Genomic DNA, 13,895 nt, shown 5'->3' on the forward strand with positions numbered 1-13,895 from the left:
AGGGGCATAGGCTTGGGTGGCGAAGGGTCAGATGGGGCCACCGTCGCGGTTCTGGACGTCGGCAAGTCGAACGTGAAACTCTCGGCCTGCACGACCTTGGGGCATGTGGTCGAGACACTCAGCACCCCGAACCCCGTCCGCCCCGGCCCGCCTTGGGCGCATCACGACCTTGCGGCGCTGAATGCCTTTGTGCTGGACGGGCTGGCGGCGCTGTCCCGCCGTCACCCGCTGACCGATTTCGTCGCCTCGGGCCATGGCTCGGGCGGGTTGCTGGTGGGCGAAAACCCCGACGCGGGGGGCACCGGCCTGGTCCTGCCGATGGTCGATTACGAACAGCCCCTGCCGCCGGGCCTGGCCGAGGCCTACGCCCCGCAATCCGGTGGCTTTTTCGACCGCGGCTCGGCGGTGATGATGGCCGCCACCCACACCGCGCGGCAGATGTTCTGGGCCGAGACGGCGGAACCCGAACGTTTCGCGGCCGCGCGCTGGTGCCTGGGCATCCCGCAATACTGGGCCTGGCGCCTGTCGGGCGTGGCCGTCAGCGAGGCCAGCACGCTGGGCGCACAATCGCACCTCTGGAACGTCAAGGAGGCGCATTGGTCCCCCATCGTCGCCGCCCGCGGCTGGGGCCGCCTGATGCCCCCCTTCGCCCGCGCGGCCGACACCCTTGGCCCCATCCGCCCCGCGCTTTGCGCCCGCCACGGCCTGCCGCCCCTGCGCGTCCACGCCGGGGCGCATGACAGCTCGGTCAGCTTCCACCGCACCCAGGCCGCCGGCCTGTCGGACTTCGTCGGCATCTCCACCGGCACCTGGATCGTCGCCATGGCCGGCGGCATCGACCTGTCCCGCCTGGACGAGGCCCGCGGCATGACGCTGAACGCCGACATGGAAGGTGCGCCGCTTGCCGGCGCCCTGACCATGGGCGGCCGCGAATACGCCGCCGTCGCCGGGCCGCAACCGCCCGGCGCGATGGCCGATCCGGCTGTGCTTGCCGGCCTGGTCGCGCGGGGCACCTTTGCCCTGCCCACCTTCGGCAGCAACGACGGCCAGTTCCCCGGCAGCGCCGGCCGCGGCCGCCTCCACGGCCCCCCGCCCGAAATCGAAGGCGAGCGCCACGCCCTTGCCGTGCTTTCCACCGCCCTGCTGACCAAGGCCTGCGGCGACACCCTTGCCCCCGACCGACTCTGGGTGCTGGACGGCAGCTTCCTGCGCGACCCGGCCTTCGCCGGCCTTGTCGCCGCCCTGCGCCCCGGGCGCGAAACGAAGCTGAACCCCGAGACCTACGGCATCGCCAGCGGCGCGGCCCTTCTCTGCCGCCGCGACGCAGCGCCCGTGCCGCTGGACCTGCAACCCGCCCCGGCTCTGGCGCTGCCGGGCCTGACCGACTATGCCGCGCAATGGCACCAACTTGCCGAAGGACCCCGCAGATGACCGAAGCCGAACGCGACCTCCGCACCCGCATGGTCGAAACCTGCCGCAAGATGAATTCGACCGGCCTCAACCAGGGCACCGCCGGCAACCTGTCGGCCCGCCACGGCGACGGCTTCCTGATCACCCCGTCCTCGATGCCCTATGACATCATGCAGCCCGAGGACATCGTCGACATGGCCTGGGACGGCACCTATGCCGGCCGCCGCCCCAGCTCGGAATGGCGCTTCCACCGCGACATCCTCAAGGCCCGCCCCGACGTGGACGTGGTGCTGCACTGCCACTCCACCTACGCCACCTCCGTCGCCTGCCACCACCGCACCATCCCCGCCTTCCACTACATGGTCGGCGTGATGGGCGGCACCACGCTGCGCTGTGCGGCCTACGCCACCTTCGGCACCCAGGCCCTGTCCGACGCCGCCATCGAGGCGCTGCAGGACCGCAAGGCCTGCCTTCTGGGCCAGCACGGCCAGATCTCGCTTGGCAAGACGCTGGACGCCGCCCTCTGGATGGCCGTCGAAGTGGAGACCCTCGCCCGCATGTACCAGCAGGCCTGCGTGCTGGGCGAACCCCCGGTCCTGTCGGATGAGGAGATGGCCCGCGTCATCGCCCAGATGCAGCGGATGAGCTACGGCCTTGGCCCCGAGGAAGAAGGGTCGAACGACGTCGCCCGCCCGCGCAAAGCCTAGATGCGGTGATAGGGCGATCCGGCCAGGATCGTCGCCGCGCGGTACAGCTGTTCCGCCAGCATCACCCGCACCAGCAGGTGAGGCCAGACCATCCGCCCGAAGCTGATCGCCAGGTCGGCCCGGTCCCGCAGCGCCGGGTCGATGCCATCGGCCCCGCCGATGACAAAGGCCGCGTCCTGCCGCCCGGCATCGCGCCAGGCGGCCAGTTGGGCGGCGAACTCGGGCGAGGACAGCACCTTGCCCCGCTCATCCAGCACGCAAAGCGCGGCCCCCGCCGGGACCACCCGCGCCAGCAGGGCCCCTTCGCTGGCCATCCCGCCGCCGCGCTTGTCCTCGACCTCGTGTTCTTCCGCCGGGCCAAGGCCCAGGGCGCGGCCGGTCTTGCCCAGCCGGTCCAGATAGTCATCCACCAAAGCGCGCTCGGGGCCGGCCCTCAGCCGCCCCACCGCGCAGAGGTGCAGCCGCATCAGCCCGGCTGCGACAGGCTGCGCGCCCCGGCCACCTGCCCGGCCGGCAACCACATCTTCTCAAGCTGGTAGAACTCGCGCACTTCGGGGCGGAAGACGTGGACGATGACGTCGCCGGTGTCGATCAGCACCCAGTCGCCGGTCTCCTTCCCCTCCATCTTGGCGTTCATCCCGAAGGTCTGCTTCATCCGGTCGGCCAGCTTTTCGCTGATCGCGGCCACTTGCCGCGACGACCGGCCGGAACAGATCACCATGTAATCCGCCACGTCCGACCGGCCGCGCAGGTCGATCTGGACGATGTCCTCGGCCTTGTCGTCATCGACCGACTCCAGCACGGCCTGAAGAACCTGCTCCGGGGTGAAAGTCTCGGGCAGCCGCGACCGGCTGGCCCGGGGTCCGACCGGCAAACCGGTCGCGGGGTCAGAGTGAGACAGGAGTATGTCCTCCGAAAATGCGCGCAAACCCCGCGCCGGGCCTTTCCGGCAGGGTAACACCCCGGCCCCGCAATCTCAACCGCAAGGGCTGAGGCTGGCCAGTGCCTCGGGGCCCAGCAGGCCGGACAGCGGGGCGGGGCCAAGCAGCGGCCGGAAGGCTTCGGCGGGAGAGAGCCGGATCAGCACGGCGCCTTCGGCTTCGGGCGCCGGGCCGCCATCGACGGTGCAGCCGCCGATGCCGACCGACAGGCTGGCAGAAGCGGGGCCTTCCCCCTTCCAGGCGGCAAGGACGGCCTGGGTGTCGCGCAGGCGTTGCAGGTCGGCGCCGGCCAGGCCGAAGCCGGCGACGGTGGCCCCTTGCGGCGCGCCGACGCCGGGCGCCGGCCGGGGCGAAAGGGTGAAACGCTCGGCCAGCCGCTGGCCCCCGCGCATGGCCGTCAGGTCCAGCACCGCCGTGCCGGGGGTGGCCTGCAGGCCGGCGGGCAGCACCAGCGCCACCTCGATCTGCGCCGGATCGGCGGTCAACGGGTCCAGCGCGGCCAGTCGCGCCGCAGTCGTTGGCACAAGCGCGCCACAGGCGCCAAGCACAAGCAGGGAAAGCGGGGCGGCAAGGCGCATGGCGAATCTCCTTTGACAGCGATTTATTATCGTCATACAGTAAATCATCATCTTGAAAAGAGGTCATCCGATGTTCGACACCCGGCGCATCGTCCGCCTGTCCGGCTGGTTGCACCGGGCCACCGGCGCGCTGATCCTGGGCCTGCCGGTTCTGCTGGCGGTCTGGCTTGTCCGCGGCTGGCGCGATCCGGCCGGGGTGGTCCTGGCCTTCCCCGAGGTGACGCTGGCCGTTCCGCCGACACCGGGTGCGGCGCTGCTGACCGGCGCGATCGGGGCCGTTGCGCTGGGGCCCGTCCTCCTGGCGCTGGCCCAGATGCGGGCGCTGTTCGCGCTGTATCGCCGGGCCGAAATCCTCACCTCCGCCGCTGCCGGCCACATCCTGCGCAGCGGGCGGTGGCTTCTGGTGCTCGCGGCGGTGCAGGTCGCGGTGCGGCCCTTGCAGACGATTGCGCTGACGCTGGGCAATCCGCCGGGGCAGCGGCAGGTGGCGGTGTCGCTGACGGGGGAAATGCTGTGGCTGGCGCTTGCCGGGGGCCTGCTGGTGGTGATCGGCTGGGCCATGCAAGAGGCCGCGCGGGCCGCCGAGGAAAACCGGGGCTTCGTGTGATGGAGATCGTGGTCCGGCTGGACGTGATGCTGGCGCGGCGCAAGATGCGGTCGCGTGAGCTGGCCGAGCGGATCGGCATCACCGAGCAGAACCTGAGCCTGCTGAAATCGGGCAAGGTCAAGGGCATCCGCTTCGAGACCCTGGCCGCGATCTGCGCGGCGCTGGACTGTCAGCCCGGCGACATTCTCGAGGCGGTGCGCCCCGCCTGACCGCCCTTGCACCATGGGCGGCGGCGCAGCGTCAGATCACGGCGCGATGTCGAAGGTCACCTCATTGCGGCGCTTGGCCGGCCAGGTCATCGGCGAATCGTAGAACTGGTAGTGCGGCCCGCCGCTGATGCGCAGGCCGCGCGCTTCGGCCCAGGCCCGCAAGGCTTCGGCCCGCGCGGCAAGGTCGTCGGTCTCGGGAACCCCCGGGAACCGTTCCACCACCTGCCGCCCCGCCGGCACCTTGCGAAAGGCGATGCGGTCGTCCTTCGGGTCGGGCAGGCCGGCGGCGACGGCCGCGGCGGGCATCAGGAAGCGGATGCGCCAGACCTTGCCGTCCGGTTCCGGCGTCTGGGTGACCGGCACCGTCATGCTGATCTTCTCGCCGCTGGCGTTGGCCCCGAAGATGTAGCCCGCCAGCAGGTTGAACCCGGTGCCGATGGCCGATCCGCGGCCGCCGGCGACCCGCACCTCGGCCACCACATGCGCACCGCAGGCCCGCACCTCGCGCGCGCCCTCGGCCGCTTCCACCCGGCAGGGCGGCGCCTCGTATCCCTTGTGCCCGGTTTCGGCCATCGCGCCTGCCCCTCCCAAGGCCAGGGCCAGCCCCGCCAACGCCCATGCCCGCATCTCCGGCCCTCCTGCCCTTTGCCCCATCACCTAGCTTGATCGCCCCCGCATTCCAGCGTATCTGCAGCCCCCATGATGCGCTTTTTCGACATGGCCGACCGCGCCCGCCTGCCGTGGCGCTTTGCCCGCCAGACCCGAGCGGTTTCCGCCCGCCGGGACTGACCGGCGCCGCTGCTGCCCGCGTCCCCGTTTCCCAAGCCTTCCAGCCAAGGACCCCTGCCCATGTCCGCCGCCCGCACGCTCTATGACAAGATCTGGGACGACCACGTCGTCCACACCTCGGAAGACGGCACCTGCCTGCTGTATATCGACCGCCACCTGGTCCACGAAGTGACCAGCCCCCAGGCCTTCGAAGGCCTGCGGATGACCGGCCGCAAGGTGCGCTGCCCGGAAAAGACCATCGCCGTGCCCGACCACAACGTGCCCACCACCGCCGGCCGCGACATCCACATCGACAACGAAGAATCGCGCATCCAGGTCGATGCGCTGGACCGCAACGCGCGCGACTTCGGCATCAACTACTACCCGGTTTCCGACGTCCGCCAGGGCATCGTCCACATCATCGGCCCCGAACAGGGCTGGACGCTGCCCGGCATGACCATCGTCTGCGGCGACAGCCACACCGCCACCCATGGCGCCTTCGGGGCCCTTGCTCACGGCATCGGCACCTCCGAGGTGGAACACGTCCTGGCCACCCAGACGCTGATCCAGAAGAAATCTAAGAACATGAAGGTCGAGATCACCGGCTCGCTGCTGCCCGGCGTCACCGCCAAGGACATCACCCTGGCGGTCATCGGCCAGACCGGCACCGCCGGCGGCACCGGCTATGTCATCGAATACTGCGGCCAGGCGATCCGCGAGCTGTCGATGGAAGGCCGCATGACCGTGTGCAACATGGCCATCGAAGGCGGCGCCCGCGCCGGCCTGATCGCGCCCGACGACAAGACCTTCGCCTATGTCATGGGCCGCCCCCACGCCCCGAAAGGCGCCAAGTGGGAATCCGCGCTGGCCTACTGGAAAACCCTCTTCACCGACGAGGGCGCCCATTTCGACAAGGTCATCACGCTGCGGGCCGAGGACATCGCTCCCGTCGTGACCTGGGGCACCAGCCCCGAGGACGTGCTGCCGATCACCGCGACGGTTCCGGCAGCCGACAGCTTCACCGGCGGCAAGGTCCAGGCCGCCCAGCGCAGCCTCGACTACATGGGCCTGACCCCCGGCATGAAGCTGACCGACATCCGCATCGACGCGGTCTTCATCGGCAGCTGCACCAACGGCCGGATCGAGGACCTGCGCGCCGCCGCCGGCATCCTGAAGGGCAGGCACCTGGCGCCGGGCCTGCGCGGCATGGTCGTCCCCGGTTCGGGCCTCGTGCGCCTGCAGGCCGAGGAAGAGGGTCTGGACAAGATCTTCACCGACGCCGGCTTCGAGTGGCGCCTTGCCGGCTGCTCGATGTGCCTGGGCATGAACCCCGACCAGCTGGCCCCCGGCGAACGCTGCGCCGCGACCAGCAACCGCAACTTCGAAGGCCGCATGGGCCGTGGCGGTCGCACCCACCTGATGTCGCCGGTGATGGCGGCGGCGGCTGCCGTCGCCGGCCACCTGACCGACGTGCGAGACATCCTGGCCCAGGTCAACTGACGTTTCCCGGGCAGCGGCTTGGCCCGCTGCCCGGCCCGGACAACCCTGCGGCGATGCGACTCCCAGACGTTCACGCATGGAGGGTATGCGATGCGGCCAAAGTGCAGCACTCCGCAACATTTGGTGTCAGCGCGACACGAAATCGCCAGATTTACTGTTGGCCAAACGGCCTTGCGTTACCATCTATAACGGGTGGGATCGTCGCTTGCCTTCGGGCTGGTGAAGGAGCTGGCACTTCCGAAGGCGGAAGCGGTGGCGCCGAAAGTCTGGGCTGAAGCAGACAAGGATTCCCCGGTGAAGAAGGAATTCTGTCATGCGACGCTTCGCGACTCTCCTGGCCTTCGGCGTGGCTCTTTGGGTGCCGTCCATCGGTCGCTCTGCCACCCTCGACGTCCAGAACGTGACCGGCGGGTTCGACGTTCTCGCAGCGGCATCCGGCGCCACGTTCTCCGGCGAGGGCACCGGCGATCTGGATTGGGGCCTTCAGATCGCGGGTCAAGGGCAATCCGGCTACAGCTTTGCCGGGGCGCTGCCCGGCAGCCATGAAACCGAAACCGATTTCATTCTGGGCACCTTTACCCACCACAACCAGCCGATCGTCGCCGGCACCTCGATCACCCGTGCCCGGCTGGATCTGACGATCAACCTTGTGCTCGCCGGGCAGGCCCGCACAGCAACGGCCTCGGTCGATGTGGCGCACTGGGAAACCAGCAATGGCGGCCAAGCGGGCGGTCTTTGCGCCGACGGCGGCGCCAACTTCGCCGGCGTCAACGTCAACGGCTGTGCCGACCGAGTGCAGCTTCTCGACGTCATCGAGGTTGACGATGAGTTCGTCCTCGGCAATGTCGTATACGCCCTGCAAGTCACGGGTTTCCTTCAGAACGGCGAGATCGTTCCCCAGTTCTGGACGTCCGAGCGCCAGGACAACAGCGCGGTGATCATGGGCCGTTTCGTCTGGCTGCGCGACATCGCGCCGGTGCCCCTGCCCGCGGCCGGTTGGCTGCTTCTGGCTGCGATCTCCGGCCTCGGCTGGGCGGGCCGTCACAAGCGGAAAGATTGATCGCCGTCGCGCCAATACAACCGGCCGGTGAGAATCAGCTGCGACCCGCTTAAGACCGCCTGCAAGCCCGTCCGCCAAATGTGGCAGAAAAGCGCCAGAATAGAGTGACTGTCCTTGTTCCCGCGACGATTTACCTTGTTTTTGCCCTATTCCATTGCGCCCGGAATCTCGGTCGGGTAGTATGAAAATTGGGTTGATGTCGGACAACCGTCTCGCGCCGCCGCCGTTTTGGCAAAGGGTCGCGAGGATTCGTCCGGCAGCAGTGGCTGTAACGTCTGTTTGGCGTGAGAGATAAGAGGAGAAGGCACTTGCGGAAATATGCATATGCACTGGCAGTGGCTTCGGCGCTTGCCGTATCGCCGGTAGGTGCGGCGACCATTGACCTTGATGACGTCGGGATTTCCTGGAACGGCGTTTCCGCCGTGGGTTCGGGTTCTGCCGTGACGGGTGTCGGTACGTCCAAGATCGAATGGGGCGTGCCCTTCAAGAAGGGCGGGAAGAAGTCCGGATATGGCTTCGTCGGTCTGGAATCGACGGGCCACGATGTGGACGAAGAGTTCCAGCTCGGGACCTTCACGCACTTCAACAACCCGATCAATGCGGGCACTTCGATCACCAAGGCGACGCTGTCTCTCTCGTTCGACCTGATGGTCGATGGCGTTGCCAAGTCGGTCGATACGGCCTTCGACTTCCTGCACTGGGAAACGTCGAACGCTGCGACGAACGGCAAGTGCGCGAATGGCAGTGGCATGACGGGCGTCAACGTCAACGGGTGCGCCGACCGCGTGACGATCTCCAGCGTGCTGAACATGATGGACGAATTCCAGATCGGCAACGCGTTCTACACGATGCAGATCACCGGCTTCCTGCTGAACGGCGTGATCGTGTCGGAATTCTGGACCAAGGAAGACGCTTCCAATCCGGCTGTCCTGATGGCCAAGTTCACCAAGGTTCGCGATATCGACACTCCGCCGCCGGCGCCCGTGCCGCTGCCTGCGACCGGCTTGCTGGTGCTGGCCGGCCTGGCTGGTCTGGCCGCAGCGAAGCGTCGTCGCAGCTGACGCTGACGTGACAAGGCAAGATGCGGGCGGCTTCGGCCGCCCGTTTTCATTTGTCATTTCCGGTTGGCGCAGCCTTGGCTTTCTGGCAAGAGCCATCTCGGAAAGACTGATCAGCAGGGGCCTCCATGGACAAGTTCACCACACTCACCGGCATCGCGGCGCCCATGCCGCTGGTGAATATCGACACCGACATGATCATCCCCAAGCAGTTCCTGAAGACGATCAAGCGCTCGGGGCTGGGCGTGAACCTGTTCGATGAGATGCGCTACACGCTGGACGGCCAGGAGATCCCCGGATTCGTGCTGAACCAGCCGGCCTATCGCCGCGCGCAGATCCTGGTGGCGGGCGACAACTTCGGCTGCGGCTCGTCCCGCGAACATGCGCCTTGGGCGCTCTTGGATTTCGGCATCCGCTGCGTGATCTCGACCAGCTTCGCCGACATCTTCTTCAACAACTGTTTCAAGAACGGCATCCTGCCGGTGGTGCTGCCGCCCGAGGCGGTCGAGGTGCTTATGAAGGACGCCGAAAAGGGTGAGAACGCCCGCATCACGGTGGACCTTGCGGCGCAGACGGTAACCTCGTCGGACGGGCAGTCCTTCGGCTTCGAGGTGGACCCGTTCAAGAAGCACTGTCTGCTGAACGGTCTGGACGATATTGGCCTGACGATGGAAAAGGCGCCCGCCATCGACGCCTTCGAAGCCAGGAATGCTGCCGCACGGCCCTGGGCCTAAGCCCTCTCCCAAAGGCGTCCGCACCCCGGCCCGGCACGGGGCCTGGGGCATTCTATGCGATTTGGCTGCCGCCTTTGCAGGGGAACCAGGTGGCGGTGCTCCGGCCTGTCGCTCGGGGCCGATCCTGTGGCTGTCGAACGCCCCCGGACGCGCCCGCAATGCTACCTCTGGTTTCAAGGCCTTTCAGGCCCGGATCGCGCCCAGAGCGGCCTTGTGTCCGAAAATGCTTGCACCACAATATGTTGAGGTGCGGAGTTCAAGCCCGCCCGGCCTGCCCATTTTTCTTCCCAAGGTTGATACAATCCTGCAACACCTCCGCCCCGGAATTGCCATGAGGATCCGGTTTTGCTGATCAGGCCATTGCGGCATTGATCGGAAGCAGACAGGAATTGGGCAAGATTGAGGCAATCCGTCACAATGTGCGCGGGCTGGTGCAGGACAGGGCGCTTGCACGCTTTCCGCTGACCAGCGTCGGAGTGGTAAGAACCGTGGTCTCTCGGCTGACAGGTGCATTGACCCGCGCGTTTCTGGTGATGCTTGTCATCGCCACGCCTTCGGTCATCCTGCCCGGCATCGGGGCGGATACCAAGCAGATGGTCGCGCTGGTGGCGCTGTTCGGCGCCGCGCTCACCTTTGCCGAATACAATGCCGTCTACCCCAGCCTGGTCGAGTTCCGCGACGCACCGCCGTTCAACCGCGTGCGCTACCTGATGCTCTTCGTCATCGTCTTCTCGCTGTCCGCCATCCTGGCCGCGAACGAGGCCCCGTCATCCTTCACCCGGCTGTTCGAGGCGATGGGCATCCTGGTCGGCCACGCCATGGACTTCCCCTATTCCCCGGTCCGCCTGGCCACGATGATGATGGCCGACGGCGCCTCGCCTGGCGAGGTTCTGGCGGTGCGGACGGCGGCGGGAACCTCGTACATCATCTCGCTTGTGGCGCTGGCGCTGTTCGTCATCATCCTCAAGCTCAAGGGCTGGCCGCATCGCCATCTGGCCTTCAACGTCTGGGTCAACCTGCCCACCTTCGAGCCGACCGCCGGCGGCGACATCGTCGATCGCCTGGAACGCGATGCGCGGGTCAACATCTCGCTGGGTTTCCTGCTGCCGTTCCTGATTCCGGCCGTGATCAACGTTGCCTCGATCGGGTTCGAACCGCTGACGCTCACTTCCCCGCAAACGCTGGTCTGGACGATGGCAGCATGGTCCTTTCTTCCCGCAAGCCTGCTGATGCGCGGTGTCGCCATGGGCAAGATCGCCCTGATGATCCGCACCAAGCGCGACGCCATGAGTCCGCCGCCTTCACGGTTGGCCGCGGCCTGATCGCCGCCCTGGCGCTGGTCGCATCGGCGCTGGCCGCATCAGCCGAGACGCTGAAGATCGCCACCTGGAATGTCGGACTTGACCGGCCCGGACCCGGGCTGCTGGTCGATGCCATTGCTTCGGGCGACGATCCCCAGGTCGAGGCGGTCCTGCGCGTTCTGGCAAGGCTGGATGCCGATGTCATCCTGCTGACGGCCGTCGACTACGACCGCAACCTCGTGGCGCTGTCGCTGCTGGCCGACCGCCTGGTTCCTCTGGGCCGGGGCTATCCCCACCGTTTCGCCCTGCGCCCCAACACCGGTCGGCAAACCGGCCTGGACCTTGACGGCGACGGCCGTCTCGGCGGGCCGGGCGACGCCCAGGGCTGGGGGCAGTTCTCCGGGCAGGCGGGCATGGCGGTGCTGTCGCGGCTGCCGGTCGACACGGCTGCGGTGCGCGACTTCTCGGGGTTCCTCTGGGCCGACCTGCCCGGCGCGCTGCTGCCCGAGGCGATGGGAGACGAGGCGCGGCGCGTCCAGCGCCTGTCCACCACCGCGCATTGGGAGGTGCCCTTGGTGCTGCCAGATGGCGGGCGGCTGCGGCTTCTGGCCTATCATGCCACGCCGCCGGTGTTCGACGGGCCGGAAGACCGCAACGGCCGCCGCAACCATGACGAATCCGCGTTCTGGCTGCGCCTGCTGGGCAGCGAGCTGGACGAGACCCCGCCTCAGCCGCCCTTCGTGGTGATCGGCGACGGCAACCTTGACCCCGCCGATGGCGATGGCCGGCGTGACGGGATTCGCGCCTTGCTGGGGCACCCGGCGCTGCAGGACCCGGCACCAAAGGGCACCTCGGGCCGGTCCGAGCCGGGGCAGAAAGGCGACCCGGCGCAGGACACCGCGCTGTATCCCGACATCGGCGGCTTGCGGGTTGATCTGGTGCTGCCCTCGGCCGACCTGAAGGTCACCGCCTCGGGCGTGCTCTGGCCGCCGGAGGGTGATCCGCTGATACCCGACCTGACCGCAGCCTCGCGGCATTTCCCGGTCTGGGTCGAGGTCGAAGTCCCCTGAGACGCTCCTTAGCGGGGGCCCAGCATCGCCCGGACCACGGTGTCGAAGGGCGTCACTGCAAAGCCCGGCAGTGCGGCCTGCAGCGGCGCCGGGTCCAGCGCATGCGGCAGGTCGTAAAGATAGCGCATCTCGCCCAATTCCCGCGCCAGTTCCCAGACCGGGGACAACAGCCGCAACTGCCACCAGGGAAAGCGCGTGACTTGCGGCTCGGCCCCGGTGACCTGTCCGATGGCGCGGGCAAGATCGCGCATCGAGAAGGTGTGGCCGGCGAACGGCATGTCCAGGAAGGCCGGGCCGTCCTGGCCCAGCAGGGCCGCTCCGGCGCGGGCCATGTCGGGCAGGAAGGCGTGGGCGCGGGCGGCGTCGGGGTCGCCCAGGGCGACGATGCGGCCCTTGGACAACGGCTTCAGCACCACCTCGGGGAAGATGCCCTCGGTCGTGCTGGTGCGGATGAAGTCGCCGCCCCGCAGGATCAGCACCCGTGCCTGCGCTTTCTCTGTCGCTTCGCGGTAGCGTGCCTCCATCGCCGCCCGGATGGTGCCCTTGCGTGACACCGGGCGGTGCGGCGTGCCGGCATTCCATGGCCCCGGCTGGCTGCCGTAGACATAGACGTTGTCGGGCACCAGCACCCTGGCGCCGCTGAAGCGGGCCGCGGCCAGCACGGTTTCGGTGATTTCCGGGATCAGCCGATCCCAGGCGTGATAGCGCGGCGGGTTCAACCCGTTGACGATGACATCGGCGCCCTTTGCGGCCGCGCCCATGTCAGAGCCGCGGGCATAGGCCTGCACCTCCCACCCGGCCGCACGCAGGGCCGTCGCCATCGCCCCGCCGAAGCCACCGCCAGCCCCGGCCACCAATGCCCGCTTTGCCATGTCATCCTCCATTCAGTCCTGGTGCAGGGGATATGCGTCTTTCGTGTATGAATGGGAATTGGCGGAATCCGGCGATGTGCTATGCATATCTGCATGGATAAGCTTGACTGGTCCCTGATCCCATCGCTCCTCGCGGTGGCCAAGCATGGCTCACTCTCGGCCGCCGCGCGCGAAAGCGGGGTCTCGCAGCCCACCCTTGGCCGCCACGTGGCCGAAGCCGAGGCGCGGCTGGGCCTGGTGCTGTTCGCCCGCACCCCGCGCGGCCTTGTGCCCACCGATGCCTGTCTGGCGCTGTTGCCGGCTGCCCGCGCCATGGCCGAGGCGGCCTATGCCCTGGGCCTGGCGGCAGCGGGCCGCGAGGTGCGTCTGAAGGGGGCGGTGCGGTTGACCGCCAGCCGGATCGTTTCCGCGCACATCCTGCCGCCGATCCTGGCCCGGCTGCGCGCAACGGAACCCGAGATCGAGATCGACCTGGTGCCCTCGGACCGGGTCGAGAACCTGTTGCACCGTGAGGCTGACCTTGCGCTGCGGATGGCGCGGCCGGTGCAGCCCGACCTGATCGCCCGCCACCTGGCCGACCTGCCGATGGCGCTCTATGCCACGCCGGGGCTGTTGGCGCAGCATGGCACGCCCAAGACCCGCGACGACTTTCTGCGCCTGCCCTTCGTCGGTTTCGACCGCGACGACACCATCTTGCGGCTGATGGCGGGCCTTGGTGCTCCGCGCCGGCGTGAGGATTTCGCTGTGCGCTGCGATGACCAGTTGGTCTATTGGCAACTGGTGCGCGCGGGTCTGGGCGTGGGCGGGATGCAGAAAGTCGTCGGCGATGCCGACCCGGCCGTCACCCGCCTGCCGCCCATCGTGCAACTGCCCGCCCTGCCGGTCTGGCTCTGCGCCCCGCCCACCCTGCGCGGCACCCCGCGCGTGGCCCGGGTCTGGGATTTCCTAGTGGCCGCGCTGGCGGTCCCGGTTGGGCCAAAGCTTAACAAATCATGAAAATGCGCCGCCAAGTCCTTGAAATCATTTGCGGCGTTGTGTGTCCCATCATGGGACATGCGGATTTCGCTCCCGCCGCGCCGG

At 68.2% G+C, this 13,895-nt stretch carries 16 protein-coding genes; 11 read left to right on the plus strand and 5 right to left on the minus strand.

What is annotated here, in order from left to right:
- Positions 1 to 12 precede the first annotated feature (12 nt).
- Positions 13 to 1,431, plus strand: coding sequence for an FGGY family carbohydrate kinase (locus tag LHP98_RS14560; protein WP_227253278.1), 1,419 nt, complete (start codon positions 13 to 15; stop codon positions 1,429 to 1,431).
- A complete protein-coding gene (locus tag LHP98_RS14565; protein WP_227253279.1) occupies positions 1,428 to 2,117 on the plus strand; it encodes a class II aldolase/adducin family protein in 690 nt (229 codons plus the stop codon). Before LHP98_RS14560 ends, LHP98_RS14565 begins: the two co-directional genes overlap by 4 nt.
- On the opposite strand, the gene rlmH is transcribed toward LHP98_RS14565, so the two are convergent.
- From rlmH to LHP98_RS14580, 3 genes are all read right to left on the minus strand, one after another.
- Positions 2,114 to 2,584, minus strand: coding sequence for a 23S rRNA (pseudouridine(1915)-N(3))-methyltransferase RlmH (gene rlmH / locus LHP98_RS14570; RefSeq protein ID WP_227253280.1), 471 nt, complete (start codon positions 2,582 to 2,584; stop codon positions 2,114 to 2,116). The genes LHP98_RS14565 and rlmH overlap by 4 nt on opposite strands.
- On the minus strand, positions 2,584 to 2,919 hold the full coding sequence (gene rsfS, locus LHP98_RS14575; RefSeq protein ID WP_319638954.1) for a ribosome silencing factor: 336 nt from the start codon (positions 2,917 to 2,919) through the stop codon (positions 2,584 to 2,586). The genes rlmH and rsfS overlap by 1 nt, the downstream gene beginning before the upstream one ends.
- A gap of 174 nt (positions 2,920 to 3,093) precedes the next feature.
- A complete protein-coding gene (locus tag LHP98_RS14580; protein WP_227253281.1) occupies positions 3,094 to 3,636 on the minus strand; it encodes a hypothetical protein in 543 nt (180 codons plus the stop codon).
- Positions 3,637 to 3,706: 70 nt separating this feature from the next.
- Here LHP98_RS14580 and LHP98_RS14585 point away from each other — a divergent pair, with 70 nt between their 5' ends.
- On the plus strand, positions 3,707 to 4,243 hold the full coding sequence (locus LHP98_RS14585; protein WP_227253282.1) for a hypothetical protein: 537 nt from the start codon (positions 3,707 to 3,709) through the stop codon (positions 4,241 to 4,243).
- On the plus strand, positions 4,243 to 4,452 hold the full coding sequence (locus tag LHP98_RS14590; RefSeq protein ID WP_227253283.1) for a helix-turn-helix domain-containing protein: 210 nt from the start codon (positions 4,243 to 4,245) through the stop codon (positions 4,450 to 4,452). The genes LHP98_RS14585 and LHP98_RS14590 overlap by 1 nt, the downstream gene beginning before the upstream one ends.
- A gap of 36 nt (positions 4,453 to 4,488) precedes the next feature.
- Here the strand turns inward: LHP98_RS14590 and LHP98_RS14595 are convergent, their stop codons facing one another.
- A complete protein-coding gene (locus LHP98_RS14595; protein WP_227253284.1) occupies positions 4,489 to 5,079 on the minus strand; it encodes an SOUL family heme-binding protein in 591 nt (196 codons plus the stop codon).
- 222 nt (positions 5,080 to 5,301) lie between these two features.
- Between LHP98_RS14595 and leuC the strand changes: the two genes are divergently transcribed.
- The 6 genes from leuC to LHP98_RS14625 all read left to right on the plus strand — a co-directional run bounded on the left by leuC (position 5,302) and on the right by LHP98_RS14625 (position 11,943).
- Complete coding sequence (leuC, locus tag LHP98_RS14600) at positions 5,302 to 6,720, plus strand: 3-isopropylmalate dehydratase large subunit (protein WP_227253285.1); 1,419 nt, start codon at positions 5,302 to 5,304, stop codon at positions 6,718 to 6,720.
- Between the two features lie 313 nt (positions 6,721 to 7,033).
- A complete protein-coding gene (locus tag LHP98_RS14605; protein ID WP_227253286.1) occupies positions 7,034 to 7,780 on the plus strand; it encodes a choice-of-anchor K domain-containing protein in 747 nt (248 codons plus the stop codon).
- Positions 7,781 to 8,088: 308 nt separating this feature from the next.
- Positions 8,089 to 8,841: a THxN family PEP-CTERM protein gene (locus LHP98_RS14610; RefSeq protein ID WP_227253287.1), complete on the plus strand. Its 753-nt coding sequence runs from the start codon at positions 8,089 to 8,091 to the stop codon at positions 8,839 to 8,841.
- 125 nt (positions 8,842 to 8,966) lie between these two features.
- The gene (gene leuD / locus LHP98_RS14615) at positions 8,967 to 9,572 is read left to right on the plus strand and encodes a 3-isopropylmalate dehydratase small subunit (RefSeq protein ID WP_227253288.1); all 606 of its coding nucleotides are present in this window, start codon (positions 8,967 to 8,969) and stop codon (positions 9,570 to 9,572) included.
- Positions 9,573 to 10,105: 533 nt separating this feature from the next.
- Positions 10,106 to 10,894, plus strand: coding sequence for a hypothetical protein (locus tag LHP98_RS14620; protein ID WP_227253565.1), 789 nt, complete (start codon positions 10,106 to 10,108; stop codon positions 10,892 to 10,894).
- A gap of 56 nt (positions 10,895 to 10,950) precedes the next feature.
- A complete protein-coding gene (locus LHP98_RS14625) occupies positions 10,951 to 11,943 on the plus strand; it encodes an endonuclease/exonuclease/phosphatase family protein (protein ID WP_227253566.1) in 993 nt (330 codons plus the stop codon).
- An 8-nt stretch (positions 11,944 to 11,951) separates the two neighbouring features.
- Here the strand turns inward: LHP98_RS14625 and LHP98_RS14630 are convergent, their stop codons facing one another.
- Positions 11,952 to 12,815 carry an epimerase gene (locus LHP98_RS14630; RefSeq protein WP_227253289.1) on the minus strand — a complete coding sequence of 288 codons (864 nt, stop codon included), beginning with the start codon at positions 12,813 to 12,815 and terminating at the stop codon, positions 11,952 to 11,954.
- Between the two features lie 93 nt (positions 12,816 to 12,908).
- On the opposite strand from LHP98_RS14630, the gene LHP98_RS14635 reads away from it, so the two are divergent.
- Positions 12,909 to 13,811 (plus strand): LysR family transcriptional regulator, encoded by a 903-nt coding sequence (locus LHP98_RS14635; protein ID WP_227253290.1) that lies wholly within the window; start codon positions 12,909 to 12,911, stop codon positions 13,809 to 13,811.
- Positions 13,812 to 13,895 lie beyond the last annotated feature (84 nt).

Source organism: Rhodobacter sp. Har01, from assembly GCF_020564565.1.
Taxonomy (GTDB): domain Bacteria; phylum Pseudomonadota; class Alphaproteobacteria; order Rhodobacterales; family Rhodobacteraceae; genus Pseudogemmobacter.

What these genes read in the sequence shown, in the direction of transcription:
- LHP98_RS14565 (WP_227253279.1), top strand. Translation starts at nt 1,428, where the DNA reads ATGACCGAAGCCGAACGCGACCTCCGCACCCGCATGGTCGAAACCTGC.
- LHP98_RS14630 (WP_227253289.1), bottom strand. Translation starts at nt 12,815, where the DNA reads ATGGCAAAGCGGGCATTGGTGGCCGGGGCTGGCGGTGGCTTCGGCGGG.
- LHP98_RS14635 (WP_227253290.1), top strand. Translation starts at nt 12,909, where the DNA reads ATGGATAAGCTTGACTGGTCCCTGATCCCATCGCTCCTCGCGGTGGCC.
- rlmH (WP_227253280.1), bottom strand. Translation starts at nt 2,584, where the DNA reads ATGCGGCTGCACCTCTGCGCGGTGGGGCGGCTGAGGGCCGGCCCCGAG.
- leuC (WP_227253285.1), top strand. Translation starts at nt 5,302, where the DNA reads ATGTCCGCCGCCCGCACGCTCTATGACAAGATCTGGGACGACCACGTC.
- LHP98_RS14595 (WP_227253284.1), bottom strand. Translation starts at nt 5,079, where the DNA reads ATGCGGGCATGGGCGTTGGCGGGGCTGGCCCTGGCCTTGGGAGGGGCA.
- LHP98_RS14585 (WP_227253282.1), top strand. Translation starts at nt 3,707, where the DNA reads ATGTTCGACACCCGGCGCATCGTCCGCCTGTCCGGCTGGTTGCACCGG.
- leuD (WP_227253288.1), top strand. Translation starts at nt 8,967, where the DNA reads ATGGACAAGTTCACCACACTCACCGGCATCGCGGCGCCCATGCCGCTG.
- LHP98_RS14590 (WP_227253283.1), top strand. Translation starts at nt 4,243, where the DNA reads ATGGAGATCGTGGTCCGGCTGGACGTGATGCTGGCGCGGCGCAAGATG.
- LHP98_RS14580 (WP_227253281.1), bottom strand. Translation starts at nt 3,636, where the DNA reads ATGCGCCTTGCCGCCCCGCTTTCCCTGCTTGTGCTTGGCGCCTGTGGC.
- LHP98_RS14620 (WP_227253565.1), top strand. Translation starts at nt 10,106, where the DNA reads ATGCTTGTCATCGCCACGCCTTCGGTCATCCTGCCCGGCATCGGGGCG.
- LHP98_RS14605 (WP_227253286.1), top strand. Translation starts at nt 7,034, where the DNA reads ATGCGACGCTTCGCGACTCTCCTGGCCTTCGGCGTGGCTCTTTGGGTG.